This is a genomic window from Virgibacillus kimchii (assembly GCF_055379185.1).
This window is the reverse complement of record NZ_AP043951.1, coordinates 417,512-435,448: the sequence shown is the minus strand read 5'-3', so window position 1 is coordinate 435,448 and position 17,937 is coordinate 417,512. Positions and strand designations below refer to the sequence as shown.

Here is a 17,937-nt window from a genome sequence, read left to right as displayed (position 1 = left end):
ACGTAGAGGTAAGGCAAATATCCGCCTCACCTGAAGTGTCAGACCTTTTCGCTATTCATTATACACTCAATTCTCTATTATGTTCCTTTTGAGCGAGTTCTTCCTGCCTTTTCTCTAAACGCATCTCTATATTGGAAATGCTTTTTTCATCTTTCAGTAATTCTTGTTTATTTTGTTGAACAAGCTGTTCAAAGTTTAAAGATTTTGGTCTCATCTGCAACACTCCTTTTCGGTATTCATTAATATTATACCCCAATTTTCAACTTTTAAATCCAAATAGTTTGAACAATTTATAACTTTTACAACTTCCATATATGATTTAACAAAATAAAAATTATAAAACTGATTTATATCATGATGAAATATCTTTTAAGTCATGGATGGTGAAGAATACGCACCAACCTTTCCAAGCAGCATCATGATTTAATATGAAAGCAGATGTGACTATAATTGAAAATAAATTTATGTTTATATATTAGAAGCATGCGAACTTATCCGGAGATTGTTCCTGCAATTTGAATGAGGAAAGTATGTGGTCTTCATAGCCTGTAGGGGTATTTTAATCCTGATGAAGCTTATTAAATGCTGTTTTCTTTGTGAAATTAATCAAAGAGTTAATTTTCTTGTTTCATATCCTCATACAAGTTAAGAAGCCGGTCCAATTCCTGGCTGATTGCTATTGACTCTACATCAGTCAAGCCTTTTTTCATGGCAACGGAAGTCATTTTGTTGCGCAAAAATTCTATGCGCTTTAATATTTGGTCTATGGCACACATGAAACTTTATTGACCTCCTTACTTCTTCGATATACTAAATGTAACATATTTTTGCAAAAATCAACAAGTTTTATATGATACTAAACACCCAAAATGTTGAACAAATTAAAATAATTGAATTTTATGTATGACCTTCATTCTTCTTCAGCTAATTGGAAAACCTGGTACTTATCTTTGGCGCGCTCCCTCTCTGAATATACGATTTTAATATAAAATTATAAATTATTTGCAGAAAACATTACACTATAAGTTGGCTAAAGCTCGAATAAGCCCAAGCAATATGATAATATAAAGTAATAAGAAGTAATATGTATGAAAGCTCATTACTTCTTGAAAGTTTTCAGGAAGGGATGTCTCCAGTGAGTAAAACAAAGAAAAAAGAATGGCTGGAATGGACAAAAGCAATTATTATTGCATTGTTAATAGCCTTTTTTATAAGAACCTTTCTTTTTGCCACTTCTATTGTAGAAGGCGAAAGCATGGAGCCAACATTGGGAGACGGTGAAAGAGTTATTTTTAATAAACTCGTTTATTTTATCGATCAGCCTGACCGTGGTGATATTGTCATTATTGAGAGGCCTGTTCAAAATTACGTAAAAAGGGTTATTGGTTTGCCAGGTGAAACAATAGAAGTAAATGACGGTAATTTATATATAAATAACGAGAAATATGAAGAAACATTTATATCGGCTGAAATCAAGAGAAATACGGGAAGTCTGGGTCCAATTGAAATACCGGAAGACAGTTATTTTGTGATGGGAGATAATCGTGCCATTAGTAAAGACAGCAGAAACGGCCTTGGATTTATTGAGGAAGAAAATATCATTGGAAGATCGGAATTTATTATTTTCCCCTTTGATCAATGGTCCAAAACAAGATAGCAGAAAATTGAACGGCCGCCCTATCAAAAAACTGGCTGCTTAATTAGGTATGAGTCAGATTATTATTTTTAAAGGCTTGGATTGATTCCCAAGCCTTTTTCCTTTGTACGTGCATCTTCAGTTTTATAAGCTGTTATTTTTCCCTGTCAAATATCATATATCCAATATTTAATATAATAATTGCGAAAGCCGCAAGTCCCAAAGCCAATTCCCACATGCCTATGCACCCCCTTAACGAAGTCTATGTACAAATATTTTTAATTGCAAAACCAAAGTTAAACAAAGGAGAAGCCAATAATAAACGGCTTCTTGCCAGCATCCCATTACAAAAAAGTCTTCTTCTATATCATACCAATATATTATCCCTAAATAAAGTAAAAATATGATAATATAAAGTGAAATATACTTTTTAAAGCAGGTGATTTTCATGCTGCATTGCCCTTATTGCGGTTCCTCCGTAAAAGAGAATGAAAGCTTTTGTGTAATATGCGGAAAGAAGCTTCCTGAAGATATGGATCATCGACTGATCCCGAATAAGAATTTTAACAAACTGTGGGTTGCCCCTATAGGTATTTTTATCTTCTTTCTGTTATCCTCTATTATATTTTATATTTATTTGGACAGTCGTTCATCGAAAGCACAGGAAGTCTATCTTCAGGCAGAAGAGAACCTGATGACCGGTGAATTCACAGCAGCTGAACAATTATTTGAACAGGCAATTGACCTTAAAAGCAATTTCTCCGAGGCTCAAACATCTTTGCTGTTTGCCAGAGAAGCTCAAAAAATACAAACCTCCTTAACAGACGCACAGACACTGCTTCAGGAGGACGATTACCAAGAAGCGTTAGCCATCCTTAACGAAGCGGAAAATGAATTACAGCATTATTATGGTCCGGCTGTCAATGATTTAATCTCCACGATTATCCATCAGAGGAATGTGGTAAAAATGGAGCAATTGACAGAATTACTGGAAAACGACCCATCCATTGATGATTTAAAGTTATTATTATGGGAAGCGGATGCCATTGATGATGAGAATGCAGAAGTGATAGCACAAAATATTCGCAGCCAGATCATAGATTATACGTTTTCCAAAGCGAGTGAACAACTTAATGAAAAACATTTTAATGATGCCCTTATAATCGTAAAAGACGGTTTGAAGTATGCTCCGGATTCAGAACAACTGAAAAGCCTGGAAACAACCATTAATAATGAACAAACTGCCTTTGAAACCGCCCAGGAGGAGCGTCTGGAACAGGCAATGAACACGGCTCTCGAAGAGCGGGAAAGAAATGAATCCGATGCGGTTAACTTGATAGAGATCACTGTTGATAATGATGAACAGGGAAATATTATAGTGAAAGGTGAAGTAGAAAGTGCAGCTACAGTACCAATTAACTCTATCATTATTGAGTATGTTATTTTAAACCAAAATGAAACAGAAATAGCATCAAATGAAGTTTTTGTTTATCCGGACAGATTATATCCGGAGGAAAACGGCAACTTTTCTTTTACCCATTTTGATATGAGTGAAAGCAGCCGAAACCTGCAGATTGAGGTAAATAAGATTACGTGGTACACAGATTAAATGTTATAAGAGAGCAGGGTGAACAAATTTGCGTGTAAAGCGGTATCCGCCTATTCTATTATCCGTATTACTGACTATAATTGGGATGATCATCTTCGTTTGGATATATAATGATTGGCATACTGAGGAGCTATCAGTAAGGAACCCGGCCGTATCAAAAGTAGTGGTAACAGAGGAACCGGATTTAAAATCAATTATTCACGAAGCCGAAAAAAATGTAATTCAGATTGAAGGTCAAACCGAACACAGTACCATTACTGGGTCCGGATTCATTTTTAATAATGAAGGAGACATTGTTACGAATGCCCATGTTATTGACAGAGCCGACTCAGTCTATGTAAGAACAGCCGGGGCCGAAATCTATCCTGCAGCTGTAGTGGGAATCAGTGAGGATGTCGATGTAGCAATCCTTCGGGTTCCACAGCTTGCAAATCAAAGTTTGGATATAGCAGAAGAAGCTTTTACCGAAATAGGAGATGAAGTTATTGCATTAGGGAGTCCGCACGGGTTTCAAAATACCGTGACTCTCGGTATTATCTCGGGTATGGAAAGACAATTCTCCCTTGAAGGATATACGTATTCCAATGTATATCAAATATCTGCTCAGATTACACAGGGAAACAGTGGCGGCCCTTTGATCGATCGAAGGACCGGAAAAGTAATTGGCATCAATTCCGCCGGTACGGAGGATGGTTTAATTGGTTTCAGCATCCCTATACATGACGTCATTGATCAGCTGGAACAATGGTCAAATGAAACGCAGAATGATCAATTGGATTTTCCGAGTACTTCCGACATTCTCCCTGAAAATGATATGGAGCAGTTAGCCGAAGAGGCGGATTATATCATTCGCTATTTTCTCGACAGTCTTCAAGTCAGAGATTATGTAAATGCTTATGCTCTGCTTGGAAGCAATATGCAGGCTGATACCTCTTATACAGACTTTCGGGAAAATTACATTCATATCATCTCTTTGACATACGCTGATTTTACCATCAAAACTGATGAAGAAGACAGCGTAACGGCAGATGTACAAGTAACGATTGAAAGTAATTTGCAAAATGAAGAAGATACATTGGAAAATAAATTATTATACAACTTTGAAATAGGATACGAAAATGACCAGCTGAAAATTCTTAATATAAAGGTAGAAGAAGAATAAGGGGAATATACGCAGTAAATAGCTTTCTGGTTTACAACATGCTCCCTGCTCCGGAGAAACCATGGGCAGCCGTCCATACATTTCGTGATAAGTATCATAAATTAATACCGTAAACTTTTTGGAGGTGATTGAAATGGGTTATGGACACGGAGGTTATGGCGGATGCGGTTTTGCCTATCCGGCTGCCGGGGGATTCAGCAGGAACTTCGCATTGATTGTAGTGCTTTTCATTTTACTGATTATTGTAGGTGCTGCTTTTTATTATTAATTAAACAATGGAGGCTGCTCTTTCTTTTGGATCAGCCTCCATGTTCTTTAATCAGTGGCGGAGAAAAAGAATTTTAACTTTTCCGGCGGCAGCGGTTTACTAAAATAAAATCCTTGAATTTCATCACATCTTTCTTGTTGCAAATATGGATTGGTAAATTACATTCCTTCTGACATTCCATTCCCCCTCTTGCAGAATTTTGTTTTAGTTTTTTTTCTGTGTTATCCAATAATTAATTTCTCTTTTGGATAATGAAAGGAATCATTTTTATTGTTTTTAGAGAGGATCAGTAAGGTAACAATGCCAATTCTTCCAATAAACATTAAAACCATAAGAATACTTTTGCTTAAGGCAGTTAGCTCGCTTGTGATGCCAAGTGATAGACCCACTGTTCCAAATGCTGAAGTCACTTCAAAAATAATTTCCATCAGCGAAAAAGACTCCATGGCAGAAATGATCAGAACAGATGTAAAAACCAGAATGATAGCTATCAATGTTACAGTAACGGCTTTTTTTATGTCATTGTCATAGATCTCCCTGTTAAAAATCCGAATTTTATTTCCACCTTTTGCATAGGTGAAAATAAAAATAACAACAAGTGCAAAGGTAGTTGTTCTAATTCCACCACCCACACTGCTCGGCGAAGCTCCAATAAACATTAAAAAAGACATGAATAAATGGTTTTGTTCCGTTAATTGACTTATCTCCATGGTGGATAAACCACCACTTCTTGATGTCACAGATTGAAATAATGCATAAAAAATCGTCTCATGCCATGATTTATCTGCAAAAAACCCTCCCATATCCAATAGGAATATCATCAATGCTCCTACAATAACTAAAATAAAAAAAGTTAAAGATGTGAGCTTAGTAAATAAAGTAAAGCGAAATGTTCGGTGTTTTTTTACTAGTGAAGTAACATATTCTTTTACTTCAATTAACACAGGAAAGCCGATGGCTCCAAATATAATTAAGAGCATGTTTACAATCTGCACAAAATAATCATGGCTGAAAGGATGCAGCGACTGGCCAGTTATATCATAACCTCCATTTGTAACAGCGCTGATCGTCTGAAAAAAACCATGTAAATATGCTTCCCCTGCTGTTGGAAAATAAGATAGAAAATAAGTTCCCAAAACCAGAAAACCGATGAGCTCGATTAGAAATAATACATAGACGATTTGCTTGATCAGCCGGACCATGCCTGCAAATGTTGTCTGGTTCTGGTCTGTCATAATTAAACGGCGTTCTTTCAATCCGATTTTTTTTCCGAAGAACAGCCAAATAAAAGTACCGATGGTCATTACACCTAAAGCGCCCAATTGCATAATAGCAGCCAGCGTAATAATTCCCGGCACGGAAAGAGTGTCAGCAATTGAAAGAGTGCTCAGTCCGGTGACACTTAGGGCACTAATCGCTGTAAAGAGAATATCAATAAAATCCGGATAAGCATTCTCCTGATAGACAAAGGGTAATGACAAAATTATGGCTGAAAATAGAGCTGCCATAATATAAAAGAGCAACAATATGTGTCCTGGTGAGAATTTACTAATCTTTTGTAAAAAATAATGGTGGTTAAAATTTTTCATAAAAATTACCCTTATACCCTTCCCCTGTAATGTCGGTTTATTTCAAGATATATTTAAGTTAAACATCCTGTGCTACTATATTAAATTAATTTGGAGCAAGAGAAAAGCCTCTTTACGTTAAGAGACTTTCTTCAGGAAATTAACTCTTTAAATTTTTCCAGCAAATCATCACCCTGGTAACCTTCTTCAATTAAAGAGGTTAGCATTTCTTCAATTTTGTTTATTCTTCTGTCCACAATGTTCCCTACAAACAGGATGTTCATATATTCCCCGATTTGATTAATCCCAATGATGGATGTAATAAATGTTGCGGGTTCATTACTTTCTTTCGTTATTTTCACCTGGACCATAATTTCTTCATTTTCATCCTTTAGTTTTTCAAAAAAGGAAAGATAAGATTTTTCCAAAAAGGCTTCTATCGTCCATTGATCCTTATCATCTTCCCTGTTTATAATTAATCCGTCCAGCAATGGTATGCGATGTTGCAAGATTTCTTCTTCCTGCTGATCAAATATTTCCAAGGATTTTAATTTAAATGTTTTCATTTACTAAACTTTTCCTTTCTTTACTGGTCATAATTGAAGGAGCTTATAAAACAAAAGCTGCTCAAGCGTGGTTATGTTATCATCCGCCAATATAGGACATCTCGATTTTTTTCTTTTTTACATAGTTTTCTCCATTCCGTTCATCTGAATACCGGTCCTTCCGCTTGCCCCATAAATTTGTCAATGTATTGTTTAATTGCTCCTCTGTCCATCCGCTCCGTATTTTTTCCTTAATATCATATCCATCCGAGGCGAACAGACATGTATATAGCTTTCCGTCTGCAGATAAACGGATTCTTGTACATGTACCGCAAAATGAATCTGTTACAGAGGAAATAACACCTATCTCCCCTCCCCCGTCTTTATAGCGGTATCTGGAAGCCACCTCGCCGTAATAATTCTCCTCCGCTGCTTCAATCGGCATCTCTTTATCAATCATCTCAATAATATCCTTTTTGGAAATAACGTGCTGGAGATCCCAGCCATTATGGTTCCCAACATCCATAAACTCAATAAACCTCAGAATAATGTCCTTACCCTTAAAATATTTTGCCATGGGGAGGATCTGATTTTCATTCATCCCTTTCTTCACTACCATATTCACTTTAATTTTCAGGCCCGCTTTCTTGGCCGCCTCGATCCCTTTCAATACGGGGAGTGTGACGACGCCTCTACCATTAATTTTTTTAAATGCTTCATCCTCTATAGCATCAAGACTTATATTTACTCTTTTAAGTCCGGCTTTCTTCAACTTATCGGCACGTTTAGGTAAAAGTATCGCATTTGTCGTTAAAGCAATATCTTTAATACCGGGGATTTCGGTCAGCCTGGCAATCAGCAGATGCAAATCTTTCCGCATTAATGGTTCTCCACCGGTCAAGCGGATTTTTTCTACACCGAGATTCGCAAATGATGCCGCCAACTGAACAATTTCATCAAAGCTTAATAATTCGCTTTCCGGAAGAAAAGGGTAATCCTCACCAAATATTTCCTTTGGCATACAATAGGTGCAGCGGAGATTGCATTGATCTATAACCGAAATACGTAAATCTTTCAGAGTCCTGCCGAAATGATCCTGGATTGGTGTTACTGTACCCTTCACGAAATCACTCCTTCTATTCATAGAAAATTCTGCTGTCCATCTGTATCATCGAGCAATAATACATCCACCACATCATTACGTTTGAAGCCTCTTGTTCCACCCGGCAAAACCATCAAAGCCGAAGCTTTTGCCAGTGAAGAAACCACATTTGATTTATCCATTCCGGCTAAATGAACATATACATTGGTTTTGTCATAGGTAAGATAACTGCGGACAAATCTTGTGAACGGATTTGGTTTTGGAAAATCATCTGCCAGCACTGCCTTAATTCTCTTTAAGTATACATTTTTATTAAATAAAGCATGCTGGATAACCGGCCGTACGAAAAGTTCAAATCCGACATAGCATGCTGATGGGTTGCCGGATAAACCATATAATAACTTTGTTCCTTTTACTGCTACTGTTGTCACACTTCCCGGCCGCATGGCAACTTTATTAAATAAAACTTCCGCTTCCAATTTTTGATAGATCTCAGGCATGAAATCAAAATCACCAACTGATACACCACCTGTAGTGATTAGAATATCCGCTTCTTCCAATGTCTGCTTTATCTTTTCATAGCTTTCATCCAGTTTATCCGGCAGCTTTCCGATATATTGTGCAATTCCTCCTGCACGTTCTATTTGGGAAGTAATCATATAGGCGTTTGAGTTACGGATTTTACCCGGCTCCAGTGGCTCATCCACATCCAACAGCTCTGTCCCTGTTGCAATTACGGCAATTACCGGTTTTTTTGCAACAGTAACCTTATCATAGCCAAATGTGGCAAGAAGTGCCTTTACACCAGGATTAATCATATTTCCTTTTTCCACAAGGATCTCGCCTTCCGCTACCTCCGATCCTTCCTGAATGATATTTTGACCCGATTGCATCTTCCTTTTTATTCGCATATAGGCCTGATCGCCCTCTTCAAATGATTTACATATTTCGAACATGGCTACACAATCCGCGCCCTCAGGTATTTGCGCACCTGTCATAATCCTTGTTGCCTGACCCGGTTTTAACTTTTTTTTCGGAATCTGGCCTGCTCCAATATGCTCCACAACTTCAAATTCTACCGTATTTTCCCTTGAAGCGTGAAGTGTATCCTCTGAACGAAGCGCAAAACCATCATAAGGCGATTTATCGAAGGAAGGAACCGGATGCTTGGCAATTACCGGTTCAGCCAGTCTCCTATAATCGCATGCATGAATGGAAATGGTTTCACTCGTAGCCTCCCCCCGGTATTTCATTACTTTTTCCACTGCTGATTCCACCGGGATCGGTTTGCGTCTCTCTACCTCCACCTTTTCCACTCCCTTTTCATATCTAATATCTTTAACAAATGTAAATGACTGAATCAAACAGCAATCAAACAATTCCCTGTACTTTCCCAGTTTAACAAAAATAACTGATAATTGATATTATTTTCATCAGTCCGGACGTTTCACAATCCTAAATCCGGGGTATGGATTATCAAAACAACAATCTAACAACATGAGGTGATTTCATGCAGGAGATTTCTTCCTATAAAATCAAACTTAACAGGAAATTGGAAACAGAAGATGTCGTAAAAATTCATTCTCTCGCTCGTAAATCAGATTTTACCATTTATGTATATCGTGAAAATTCCATCGCGGATGCAAACAACTTATCGAAGCTTTTATCATTTTTTTTATTTGCACCGAAGAATCACGCTTTTGTTATGATTATAGACGGACAACATGCGGAACAAGGCTTTCATAAAGTGAAATCCATTTTACAAAATACGATCAAAGGTGAATGGAGGGGCACGCATAAAATTAAAAACGACATTTCCATCGCTATTTAAATGAGGTGAATATAATGGATGATCACAAAGAAATAGAGCGAAAGGAAAAGAAAAGAGATTCAAGTAAGGTAGGCGTAGCTTTTATCAGATACGCAACCTACCTAATTATCTTTTTTGGAATTCTATGGTTTCTGATCAATTATGTATTCCCTATGTTTTAAAATCCACCAATAGAACTCATGTGATTGAAAATTATTATTTCTAAACCAGCAAGGCCTGGACATAACTATAACATCTCGAAGTTAATCCGTAACAAATCCAGAGGACGGTATATCAACGCCGCTCCGTAAATTCCGGAGCTGGGTAAGTGGTTTTTTCGGATTTCTCTCAGGTGAAATTAGTTATGACCCGGTCTTTTTTTGTTGCAAAGATGAATTACCCCTTCGGATTTTCAATTGGATCTTTTGTGCGAATTTCTAAAATTGTTGTATAATTGGATGGGAACAGCGATAGTTGTTTTTCATTATACTTTTTTCATTGGAAAGGAGGGTCGTACTCCCCATTATGATTCGGGAGAGCATTTAAAATGAAGCTGAATTTATTTATTGTTTTCATCCTTACGCTTATATTTTTCGTTTCATGCACAAGCACAAGTACAGAAACCGATATTGAAAATGTGATCAGTAATCCGGAAAATAAAAAGAGTGAACCGGAACTCATTGAAGAAGAATCAGAAGATGAGGAGCCGGAAGAATTTATCGAATTCTTTTTGGATGATGAACAAGTAACCATTAATTTAAAAGGAACGCCGATATTAAATAATTATTTAGAAGGCGCCTCCAGCCGGCAACAGTCTATTGAAGGTATGGAACTGATCAAAGTCTTTTCAAATGAAGAAAATATATATTTGCTGGAATTTTCCTGTAATGAAAGTCGTTGTTCTTATATTATCCTCAACCAAAATAGGGAGAATCCATCTTTTCTCATTGCGGATTTAGCAAAATTACTCGAAACAAAATTATCCCCCGATGAATCAAAGCTGCTTTTTCTGTTTGAAAGGGATTCAGGAGCATCACAGGCACTAAAAGACATCGTGGTTATTGACATTGGAACATGGGAAAAATTGCAATTGTTAAATGAAACGACAGAAGATACCGTAACTGGTTATACGTGGCCACTGAACGATGTGGAATGGGTTGATAATGAAACCATCTCTGTCAATAAACCCGACGCTATAGAACCGGAGGATCCATCTGACAGCCAAGTTGCAGAAGAAACACCGGTAACCAATATTATTTTACGCACGGTTTCAGAAAATGAAAACCCCGGGAATTCAAATTAATTGCTTTTAAAGTCCGAATCTGAGATGGCGTAATGAGTTAAATAGCCGTATATACCGCAACGCACTCAAAACGCCTCTCAGTTTACCTGTTTTAGCTGGGGAAATGTTAATCACTATTTAAATTTTAGTTCTTCTACATGATTGATCACTTTCCATTCATCGTTTACTGTAAACTTTGCTTGAATATATAGATTGCATTCATCTTCACTTGGCAAAGGCAGATTAGCCGCTTTCTGCGGTCGATATATATTACCTTCTTCCATAGACTTTTTTACATAGCTCCCCGTAAAATCATGATTGTGATCATGCAGGGATACAGATACGAGCGGGGTCTGATGTTGAATCTCCACCTTCTTTTTTCCTTTATACTGAATCGAATGCAATACTTCTATCTCCTCCCCATCATCATTCACCTGTACATGTAATATAAAGTCATCCGACTCTTTGGCAATTGTTTTGTTTTCGGATAAAGCAGTCCTTGAACTTTGAAACTGTCCATATGTAATAACAAGAAAAACGGTAACCAATAAAAACAAAAATATAAAATATTTCCTCATAATATTCACCCTTGTTTACAGTCTATATTTATTAAACGAATCAACTGCTTACTTTGTTTCGTTTTAACGCAATTTCTGCAGGAAAAAAGTAGAAAGTATAAATGCGCCTGGAAAACGAATCATAAATAGTGAAGCTGAAATAAAAGGAGGGCAAGTGCCATGACTGTAGGTTCACAAGTAAAACAAACCATTGCCGGCCTTAAAAGTGCACAGGCCAGCTTTGAACAATTTGCACTTCAGACAGAAAACAAACAGGCAAAACAACTGTATGAAAATGCCGCACAACAAACCATGGCTATTTTACAATCCGTGGAGCCGAGAGTTCAGCAAATAGAGCAGCAGGAACCCCAATATAAAGGTTTTTAACCTTGTTCATCTGCTTGCTTTCATCCATATTCGATGATGAAACATTTATTCTGATGATTTAATCCTTGTTATATGTCGGGGCGGGGAAACCTGCCTCCTTTAAACTTTAAAAGAGAGAAATGAGTGAGAAAAATGCCTGTAATAAAATGGCTGCTCATCGCCAGTATGATTGCGATTTTAGCTGGATGCAATACAAATAATTCGGTTTTGGAACCGGCAGGCACACCAAATAATGACATTGATTTAATGAAAATTTCAAAAAACCATCAGCTTGATCAGCATATTTCCAACCAGGCCAAAGACAGCATGCGTAAGTATGCTGAAATAACATCGGTTAAAGCCGTAAATACCGACAAAAAAATGCTGATGGCTGTAGCTGTGGAACATCATGAACGTTTTCAATTGGCCGAGATACAAGAACAACTGCAAAAAGAAATGGAAAAACAATTTTCACATATAACTGTTGAATTTTCCACAGATCAAAAAATAATTCTTGAACTTGATAAATTGGAACAAAAAATACAAGAAGATCATACCTATTCTCCAAAAAAGCTGGAAAAAGAACTGGATAAACTAATCAGTCTATCGAAAGAACAAACATAAAGGAATGAAAGGTGAAATGGCGGATAAAAAGAAGAAAAACTTACCTCCTGATGCTCAGGAATACCAGGCATTTCAGGATAAAAGAGAAGTGAAACGCCCCATCTTCAAAAATTGTATAAAAGCTTTTCTTGTTGGCGGTTTTATCTGCTTGATCGGTCAGCTGATTACTACTTTTTATATTTACTTTTTTAATTTCACCGAACAGACTGCAGGGAACCCAACTGTTGCTACACTTATTTTTATTACAATGCTGCTGACAGGATTTGGTATTTACGACAGAATTGGGCAATTTGCCGGAGCCGGGACTGCGGTCCCTGTTACTGGTTTCGGGAATGCGGTAATTGCCTCTGCAATTGAATACCGGACAGAAGGCTTTATTCTTGGTGTGGGAAGCAATATGCTAAAACTTGCCGGTCCTGTTATCGTATACGGAGTCTTTAGTGCATTTGTTATTGCACTGGTCAAAACAATTCTCATTCAATGGGGTGGACTATAAATGCTGACAGGTCATCAAACATGGACGTTTACAAATAAACCGGTTATCATTTCAACCGGTACTGTAGGCGGCCCCTTTGAAGGTCAAGGGAACATTGCGGATGATTTCGATCTTTTGCATGAAGATATGTGGCTGGAGCAGGACTCCTTTGAAAAATCCCAGCAAACATTAATGGAGGAAGCATGTCAAATTGCCGTCAAAAAAACCTCCATTGAAAAAGAAGATGTACAGTTTTTTATCAGTGGAGATTTAATTAATCAAATAACACCAACCAGTTTTGCTGCAAAAACGATGGGTTTGCCGTATTTGGGGTTGTTCAGTGCATGTGCTACATCAACGGAAAGTCTTGCATTGGCAGCAGCCATTATAAATTCAAACGGGGCGGACTATATTTTAAGCGGGACTTCAAGCCATAATGCAGCTGCAGAAAAACAGTTCCGATATCCCACTGAATATGGCGGCCAAAAACCTCCCACAGCGCAATGGACGGTAACCGGAGCGGGCTGTGCACTAGTTGCCAGGGAAGGAAATGGACCAGTTATTACAGCTGCAACCATCGGAAAAATAGTCGATATGGGCATGGCGGATCCATTTAACATGGGAGGAGCTATGGCACCCGCTGCAGTGGATACAATTGAAACACATTTTAAAGAGATGAATCTGGACCCGTCGCATTATGATTTAATTATTACCGGAGACCTCGGCCATATCGGAAGGGAAACCTCCCTTGATATGTTAAATAAAAGGGGACTTGTGATCCCGGAAGATAAATATGTTGATTGCGGCCTGACCATTTACCGGGAAAGTCAGCCTGTTCTGGCAGGTGCAAGCGGTCCGGCATGTTCCGCAATAGTAACATTCGGCCATTTCCTGAACCGGATGAAAAAGGGAGAATTAAATCGCATTCTAGTTGTTGCCACTGGTTCCCTTCATTCTCCTCTAAGCATCCAGCAGAATGACCCGATTCCTTGTATTGCCCATGCAGTATCGATAGAGTCAGGAAGTGATATAACATGATCTTTTTTTGGGCCTTTGTTGTTGGCGGGATCATTTGTGTTATAGGGCAAATCATGTTTGATGTATTTAAATTAAATCCGGGGCAAACATTAACCATTTTGGTCGTTTCTGGTGCTGTATTAGATGGCCTCGGATTGTATGAACCATTAATTGATTTTGCGGGAGCCGGTGCCACCGTTCCAATTACAAGTTTTGGTAACTCACTCGTACACGGTGCTATGGCAGAAGCGGAAAAACACGGATTAATCGGTGTAGTTACCGGCATGTTTGAAGTAACCAGTGCCGGTATATCAGCTGCAATCATTTTCGGTGTCATCGGAGCTATTTTATTTAAACCAAAAGGCTAGGAGGCTTTAATAATGACAGTTGGTTCTCAAGTGAAAAGCTGCTTTTCATCCATTAAAAGTGCTGAGGCAACCATTCAATTATTGGCAGGCAAAACGCAATCATATGAAGCCCATGAAAAATTCAAGGAAGCAGAAAAAATTATGGTAGCCATTAAAGATGATTTGCAGCAGCAGGTAATACAGTTGACAAAAGAAGAACCGCAATATAAGTGAGTTGACAAGGAGGGAATGAAGTCACATGCCCGAATGGATTAACGTGGTTATTAAATCACTCATTTTGTTAATTACACTATTTTTCCTTACAAAGTGGCTTGGAAAAAAACAAATGGGGCAAATGAATGTCTTTGAATATATTGCCGGGATTGTACTCGGTGGTATTGTTGCCATCCATACTGTTACTCCTGAATCAAATATTATTTACGGCTTAATAGCTATGTTCATCTGGTTCATTATCCCGTTTGGAGTCGAATTTCTATCCCTTAAAAGCAAAAGTTTTCGTAACTTCTCCCAAGGGAAAAGTACTGTGTTTATTCAAGATGGTAAAATTATGGAAGATAATTTAAAAAAAGAAGGATACTCAACCGATGACCTTCTTGAAAAGCTTCGTGAAAATGATGTATTTCTTGCCTCAGACGTGGAGTTTGCCGTTTTGGAACCAACAGGCACATTAAGTGTATTGCCAAAAAGGGAAAATAGACCATTGACCGCAAAAGACCTCGGCTTAAAGCTGGCACCGGACAAAGAGCCGCAAACGGTGATTATGGACGGGAATGTCCTCCTGGAACCGCTGGCAAACCTGAATTTGAGCACGAATTGGCTGGAAACAGAATTGGATAAAATGAACGTAAGTATTGAGAATGTGTTTTTGGGACAGGCAAATAATGACGGACAGTTGTACGTGGACTTATATGACGATAAGCTTGTTGTTCCTGCCCCGGCGGAAAAACCTTTGCTGTTGGCGACTATGAAAAAATGCCAGGCTGACCTGGAACTGTTTGCTCTGGCCACCGAGAATATTAAATCAAAGGAACTATATGAAAGAAACAGCAGGAAACTTCAGCATGCCATAGAACTGATCCGGCCCTATTTGAAATGATACACCAGCGACTTTATTTTTTATCAAAAGACCCAACCTTACATGAATTGATTTATTTAAAAGCAGGAAACAAAGCAACTGCTCCCTACATTCTATGATGTAAAGAGCAGTTTTACGCTTATGGCATTTTTATGGCAACCTTTCCAAATTGCTTATTTTCATTTAAATAATCAAAGGCATCCTGGATCCTTTCAAGGGAAAATGTTCTGTCGACAACCGGATGCATCTTGAAATTCTCCATATGATGCAATAGAGCGTGAAGCTCCTGCCTGCTTCCCATCGTGGAACCAATCAGCTGATATTGACCATAAAAGAATGACCTTAAATCAAAATCAATGACGTCTTCAGTCGTAGCTCCGAACACCACCATTTTACCGCCTTTTTTCAACACTTCCAATGACCGGTTAAAGGTTGCCCGGCCAACACTATCTATGACAATATCCACCGTTTCTCCTTGGAGTTCCTGTTTCCAGTCACTATTTGTGTCGAGAACAATATCCGCTCCCAATTCCTTTGCCTTATTCAGCTTTTCCTCACTGCGGGAAGTAACAATCACTTTAGCACCTGCATTTTTAGCAAAGTTAATCAAATAAGTGGATACCCCGCTCCCCGCTCCCGGAATGAATACGGTATCTCCTTCCTTCACCTGCGCTCTTGTAAATAGGGCACGATAGCCGGTTAATGCGGATAAGCTAAGGACACCGGCCTCTTCCCAGGAAATATGCTCCGGCTTTTTCTCCACCTGTTCTTCAGATATCGCTATTTTTTCTGCAAATGTTCCATGATCCGGCATACCTAAAATATCAAATCCTTTTGGTGGTGCTTCACTGTTTTCGAACCATCTGAGTGCCGGGTTGATAATTACCTCATCACCAGGCTGATAATTCGTGACCCCTTCACCAACCGTTTCAATTACACCGGCACCATCTGAGCCGAGTATGAGTGCTTCCTTATTGTCTCCCCGCCGTTTAGGAATCATCAGATCACGACGGTTTAAGCCGGCAGCTTTTATTTTAATGACCACTTCTCCTTTTTCTGCAGTCGGCTCAGCCATATCCTTCAGCTTCAATTCTCCATCTTCATGTACAAATGCTTTCATGTTTATTCCCTCTCTTCTAAGATCTTTTGCCATCTATTATGAAAAACTATCCTTTGAAATATTTACTGAACAATTGTAATTGCTCCTTACTGGAAATATCCTCTGAAAGCAAAGGAATATAAATTAAATGTTTATTCGCAAAAGTTTGATTGATCAAATCCAAATATCGTTTTTCGTGTTTTTTCCGTTCTGATAGGAACTTGCCATCGGCTTCTTTCGGGAGTACTTTATTTACAATCAGTGTTTTTACATGCAAATGGTACTGATCGAGCAATTTAATCGCTTTTTCAGTTTCCACAATCGGCAGTCTTTCCGGATTCAACACAAAAATAAATCCTGTCATTTTCGGGTCCAGCAGGATCTCCCTGGCCCTTGAAAAACGCTCCTGCCGTTCTCTTAACACATCATAAATTGGGTCCTCCACAGGGGCACCATCATTTAACAACTGCGAATAGTTCTCATTTGTTTTTCGGCGTTTCTGAAGCAAACCTTCTATCCATACACCCATTAATTCAGGCAGGGACAGCAGACGTATGGTGTGTCCGGTCGGCGCAGTGTCAAATACGATATTGTCATAATTTTCCCTTTCCTCCAATATGATGGAAATCAATCTGTCAAACAGTGCCGCTTCATCCGCCCCGGGTGAAGCCTTTGCTGTATCCAACTGGCGATGAACTTCTTCCATCATACTGGAATGTACTGTACCCTTAATATTATCTTTTACACTATTAATATAATTTGTCGTCTCAATTTCAGGGTCAATTTCCAGTGCGAATAAAAAATCCGCAACCTTTTTAATACTGCCGCCGATCGGCTGTCTGAAAATATCCCCGAGATTATGTGCAGGGTCCGTGGATACAAGCAATGTTTTCTTACCTGCTTCAGCCAATTTCCATGCAAGACCTGCTGCTGAAGTTGATTTTCCTACACCCCCCTTGCCTCCCAGGAATATTATTTTTCTTGTCAATTCCTGCATTGCCATTCACCTTTCCTGTACTTTGCCAAATCCATCCACATTGCGTCAACAGCAGCGTATGCCTGTTAATGGTGATTTTTCCATACCCATCCTCAAATGCCAATCATGAAATCTTTCAATCATATATGGATAGAGCTCCAACGTATAGTAATAAACCGGATTCGGAATGCCTATCATCTCGGAATACAGCAGAAGCAGGAACAGATCATCTTCATCCCTGAGCTCCCTGGCAATTTCCTGGCGATGAGGCATACTTAACACTTCTTCATAAAATTCAATTAACTTTTTCACTTTATTCAGCATAGAGCACACCTCGAATATAAATAAAAAAGCGCTGTTTCTTTTTAAATTATTCTTTGTTATGACTTATCATATCA

Annotated in this window: 24 protein-coding genes; 14 read left to right on the top strand and 10 right to left on the bottom strand. The window is 38.4% G+C overall.

What is annotated here, in order from left to right:
* Positions 1–58 precede the first annotated feature (58 nt).
* Both ACZ42C_RS02265 and ACZ42C_RS02260 read right to left on the bottom strand, forming a co-directional pair.
* Positions 59–214, bottom strand: coding sequence for an FbpB family small basic protein (locus ACZ42C_RS02265; RefSeq protein WP_461180905.1), 156 nt, complete (start codon positions 212–214; stop codon positions 59–61).
* A gap of 400 nt (positions 215–614) precedes the next feature.
* Positions 615–776 (bottom strand): Spo0E family sporulation regulatory protein-aspartic acid phosphatase, encoded by a 162-nt coding sequence (locus ACZ42C_RS02260; RefSeq protein WP_461180906.1) that lies wholly within the window; start codon positions 774–776, stop codon positions 615–617.
* 359 nt (positions 777–1,135) lie between these two features.
* Between ACZ42C_RS02260 and lepB the strand changes: the two genes are divergently transcribed.
* The 4 genes from lepB to ACZ42C_RS02240 all read left to right on the top strand — a co-directional run bounded on the left by lepB (position 1,136) and on the right by ACZ42C_RS02240 (position 4,675).
* Positions 1,136–1,657, top strand: coding sequence for a signal peptidase I (gene lepB / locus ACZ42C_RS02255; RefSeq protein ID WP_464891320.1), 522 nt, complete (start codon positions 1,136–1,138; stop codon positions 1,655–1,657).
* A 427-nt stretch (positions 1,658–2,084) separates the two neighbouring features.
* Complete coding sequence (locus tag ACZ42C_RS02250) at positions 2,085–3,245, top strand: tetratricopeptide repeat protein (protein ID WP_461180908.1); 1,161 nt, start codon at positions 2,085–2,087, stop codon at positions 3,243–3,245.
* A gap of 28 nt (positions 3,246–3,273) precedes the next feature.
* Complete coding sequence (locus ACZ42C_RS02245; RefSeq protein WP_461180909.1) at positions 3,274–4,407, top strand: S1C family serine protease; 1,134 nt, start codon at positions 3,274–3,276, stop codon at positions 4,405–4,407.
* A gap of 133 nt (positions 4,408–4,540) precedes the next feature.
* On the top strand, positions 4,541–4,675 hold the full coding sequence (locus ACZ42C_RS02240; protein ID WP_461180910.1) for a YjcZ family sporulation protein: 135 nt from the start codon (positions 4,541–4,543) through the stop codon (positions 4,673–4,675).
* 221 nt (positions 4,676–4,896) lie between these two features.
* On the opposite strand, the gene ACZ42C_RS02235 is transcribed toward ACZ42C_RS02240, so the two are convergent.
* The 4 genes from ACZ42C_RS02235 to ACZ42C_RS02220 form a co-directional block, all read right to left on the bottom strand.
* Positions 4,897–6,264, bottom strand: coding sequence for a TrkH family potassium uptake protein (locus ACZ42C_RS02235; RefSeq protein WP_461180911.1), 1,368 nt, complete (start codon positions 6,262–6,264; stop codon positions 4,897–4,899).
* 131 nt (positions 6,265–6,395) lie between these two features.
* Positions 6,396–6,809: a YwpF family protein gene (locus ACZ42C_RS02230; protein ID WP_461180912.1), complete on the bottom strand. Its 414-nt coding sequence runs from the start codon at positions 6,807–6,809 to the stop codon at positions 6,396–6,398.
* A gap of 79 nt (positions 6,810–6,888) precedes the next feature.
* Entirely contained in the window at positions 6,889–7,932 is a 1,044-nt protein-coding gene (gene moaA / locus ACZ42C_RS02225) for a GTP 3',8-cyclase MoaA (protein ID WP_464891319.1), read from the bottom strand.
* The gene (locus ACZ42C_RS02220) at positions 7,929–9,197 is read right to left on the bottom strand and encodes a molybdopterin molybdotransferase MoeA (protein ID WP_461180914.1); all 1,269 of its coding nucleotides are present in this window, start codon (positions 9,195–9,197) and stop codon (positions 7,929–7,931) included. The genes moaA and ACZ42C_RS02220 overlap by 4 nt, the downstream gene beginning before the upstream one ends.
* A 203-nt stretch (positions 9,198–9,400) precedes the next feature.
* On the opposite strand from ACZ42C_RS02220, the gene ACZ42C_RS02215 reads away from it, so the two are divergent.
* The 3 genes from ACZ42C_RS02215 to ACZ42C_RS02205 all read left to right on the top strand — a co-directional run bounded on the left by ACZ42C_RS02215 (position 9,401) and on the right by ACZ42C_RS02205 (position 11,003).
* Positions 9,401–9,721 (top strand): hypothetical protein, encoded by a 321-nt coding sequence (locus ACZ42C_RS02215; protein ID WP_461180915.1) that lies wholly within the window; start codon positions 9,401–9,403, stop codon positions 9,719–9,721.
* Positions 9,722–9,735: 14 nt separating this feature from the next.
* Positions 9,736–9,882, top strand: a complete 147-nt coding sequence (locus ACZ42C_RS02210; protein WP_461180916.1) for a hypothetical protein — start codon at positions 9,736–9,738, stop codon at positions 9,880–9,882.
* Between the two features lie 365 nt (positions 9,883–10,247).
* Entirely contained in the window at positions 10,248–11,003 is a 756-nt protein-coding gene (locus ACZ42C_RS02205) for a hypothetical protein (RefSeq protein ID WP_461180917.1), read from the top strand.
* Positions 11,004–11,116: 113 nt separating this feature from the next.
* Here ACZ42C_RS02205 and ACZ42C_RS02200 read toward each other — a convergent pair whose 3' ends face one another.
* On the bottom strand, positions 11,117–11,560 hold the full coding sequence (locus tag ACZ42C_RS02200; RefSeq protein ID WP_461180918.1) for a hypothetical protein: 444 nt from the start codon (positions 11,558–11,560) through the stop codon (positions 11,117–11,119).
* Positions 11,561–11,719: 159 nt separating this feature from the next.
* Between ACZ42C_RS02200 and ACZ42C_RS02195 the strand changes: the two genes are divergently transcribed.
* The 7 genes from ACZ42C_RS02195 (at position 11,720) to ACZ42C_RS02165 (ending at position 15,485) form a co-directional block, all read left to right on the top strand.
* Positions 11,720–11,926, top strand: coding sequence for a DUF1657 domain-containing protein (locus tag ACZ42C_RS02195; RefSeq protein ID WP_461180919.1), 207 nt, complete (start codon positions 11,720–11,722; stop codon positions 11,924–11,926).
* A 132-nt stretch (positions 11,927–12,058) separates the two neighbouring features.
* Positions 12,059–12,529 carry a hypothetical protein gene (locus tag ACZ42C_RS02190; RefSeq protein WP_461180920.1) on the top strand — a complete coding sequence of 157 codons (471 nt, stop codon included), beginning with the start codon at positions 12,059–12,061 and terminating at the stop codon, positions 12,527–12,529.
* 16 nt (positions 12,530–12,545) lie between these two features.
* Positions 12,546–13,025, top strand: a complete 480-nt coding sequence (gene spoVAC, locus ACZ42C_RS02185) for a stage V sporulation protein AC (protein WP_461180921.1) — start codon at positions 12,546–12,548, stop codon at positions 13,023–13,025.
* Positions 13,026–14,042, top strand: a complete 1,017-nt coding sequence (spoVAD, locus tag ACZ42C_RS02180) for a stage V sporulation protein AD (protein ID WP_461180922.1) — start codon at positions 13,026–13,028, stop codon at positions 14,040–14,042.
* A complete protein-coding gene (gene spoVAE, locus ACZ42C_RS02175; protein WP_461180923.1) occupies positions 14,039–14,389 on the top strand; it encodes a stage V sporulation protein AE in 351 nt (116 codons plus the stop codon). Before spoVAD ends, spoVAE begins: the two co-directional genes overlap by 4 nt.
* 12 nt (positions 14,390–14,401) lie before the next feature.
* Complete coding sequence (locus ACZ42C_RS02170) at positions 14,402–14,602, top strand: DUF1657 domain-containing protein (RefSeq protein WP_461180924.1); 201 nt, start codon at positions 14,402–14,404, stop codon at positions 14,600–14,602.
* Between the two features lie 25 nt (positions 14,603–14,627).
* Positions 14,628–15,485 (top strand): DUF421 domain-containing protein, encoded by an 858-nt coding sequence (locus ACZ42C_RS02165; protein WP_461180925.1) that lies wholly within the window; start codon positions 14,628–14,630, stop codon positions 15,483–15,485.
* 118 nt (positions 15,486–15,603) lie between these two features.
* Here the strand turns inward: ACZ42C_RS02165 and ACZ42C_RS02160 are convergent, their stop codons facing one another.
* The 3 genes from ACZ42C_RS02160 to ACZ42C_RS02150 are packed head-to-tail and all read right to left on the bottom strand — an operon-like array spanning position 15,604 to position 17,863.
* On the bottom strand, positions 15,604–16,584 hold the full coding sequence (locus ACZ42C_RS02160) for a zinc-binding dehydrogenase (RefSeq protein ID WP_461180926.1): 981 nt from the start codon (positions 16,582–16,584) through the stop codon (positions 15,604–15,606).
* Positions 16,585–16,630: 46 nt separating this feature from the next.
* Positions 16,631–17,560: an ArsA family ATPase gene (locus ACZ42C_RS02155; protein WP_461180927.1), complete on the bottom strand. Its 930-nt coding sequence runs from the start codon at positions 17,558–17,560 to the stop codon at positions 16,631–16,633.
* A gap of 45 nt (positions 17,561–17,605) precedes the next feature.
* Positions 17,606–17,863, bottom strand: coding sequence for a cory-CC-star protein (locus ACZ42C_RS02150; protein ID WP_461180928.1), 258 nt, complete (start codon positions 17,861–17,863; stop codon positions 17,606–17,608).
* Positions 17,864–17,937 lie beyond the last annotated feature (74 nt).

Bases quoted from the DNA above. Each gene is read 5' to 3' on its own strand.
- ACZ42C_RS02265 (WP_461180905.1), bottom strand. From the start codon at position 214: ATGAGACCAAAATCTTTAAACTTTGAACAGCTTGTTCAACAAAATAAA.
- ACZ42C_RS02260 (WP_461180906.1), bottom strand. From the start codon at position 776: ATGTGTGCCATAGACCAAATATTAAAGCGCATAGAATTTTTGCGCAAC.
- ACZ42C_RS02250 (WP_461180908.1), top strand. From the start codon at position 2,085: ATGCTGCATTGCCCTTATTGCGGTTCCTCCGTAAAAGAGAATGAAAGC.
- ACZ42C_RS02240 (WP_461180910.1), top strand. From the start codon at position 4,541: ATGGGTTATGGACACGGAGGTTATGGCGGATGCGGTTTTGCCTATCCG.
- ACZ42C_RS02235 (WP_461180911.1), bottom strand. From the start codon at position 6,264: ATGAAAAATTTTAACCACCATTATTTTTTACAAAAGATTAGTAAATTC.
- ACZ42C_RS02230 (WP_461180912.1), bottom strand. From the start codon at position 6,809: ATGAAAACATTTAAATTAAAATCCTTGGAAATATTTGATCAGCAGGAA.
- moaA (WP_464891319.1), bottom strand. From the start codon at position 7,932: ATGAATAGAAGGAGTGATTTCGTGAAGGGTACAGTAACACCAATCCAG.
- ACZ42C_RS02215 (WP_461180915.1), top strand. From the start codon at position 9,401: ATGCAGGAGATTTCTTCCTATAAAATCAAACTTAACAGGAAATTGGAA.
- ACZ42C_RS02210 (WP_461180916.1), top strand. From the start codon at position 9,736: ATGGATGATCACAAAGAAATAGAGCGAAAGGAAAAGAAAAGAGATTCA.
- ACZ42C_RS02205 (WP_461180917.1), top strand. From the start codon at position 10,248: ATGAAGCTGAATTTATTTATTGTTTTCATCCTTACGCTTATATTTTTC.
- ACZ42C_RS02200 (WP_461180918.1), bottom strand. From the start codon at position 11,560: ATGAGGAAATATTTTATATTTTTGTTTTTATTGGTTACCGTTTTTCTT.
- ACZ42C_RS02195 (WP_461180919.1), top strand. From the start codon at position 11,720: ATGACTGTAGGTTCACAAGTAAAACAAACCATTGCCGGCCTTAAAAGT.
- ACZ42C_RS02190 (WP_461180920.1), top strand. From the start codon at position 12,059: ATGCCTGTAATAAAATGGCTGCTCATCGCCAGTATGATTGCGATTTTA.
- spoVAC (WP_461180921.1), top strand. From the start codon at position 12,546: ATGGCGGATAAAAAGAAGAAAAACTTACCTCCTGATGCTCAGGAATAC.
- spoVAD (WP_461180922.1), top strand. From the start codon at position 13,026: ATGCTGACAGGTCATCAAACATGGACGTTTACAAATAAACCGGTTATC.
- spoVAE (WP_461180923.1), top strand. From the start codon at position 14,039: ATGATCTTTTTTTGGGCCTTTGTTGTTGGCGGGATCATTTGTGTTATA.
- ACZ42C_RS02170 (WP_461180924.1), top strand. From the start codon at position 14,402: ATGACAGTTGGTTCTCAAGTGAAAAGCTGCTTTTCATCCATTAAAAGT.
- ACZ42C_RS02165 (WP_461180925.1), top strand. From the start codon at position 14,628: ATGCCCGAATGGATTAACGTGGTTATTAAATCACTCATTTTGTTAATT.
- ACZ42C_RS02160 (WP_461180926.1), bottom strand. From the start codon at position 16,584: ATGAAAGCATTTGTACATGAAGATGGAGAATTGAAGCTGAAGGATATG.
- ACZ42C_RS02155 (WP_461180927.1), bottom strand. From the start codon at position 17,560: ATGCAGGAATTGACAAGAAAAATAATATTCCTGGGAGGCAAGGGGGGT.
- ACZ42C_RS02150 (WP_461180928.1), bottom strand. From the start codon at position 17,863: ATGCTGAATAAAGTGAAAAAGTTAATTGAATTTTATGAAGAAGTGTTA.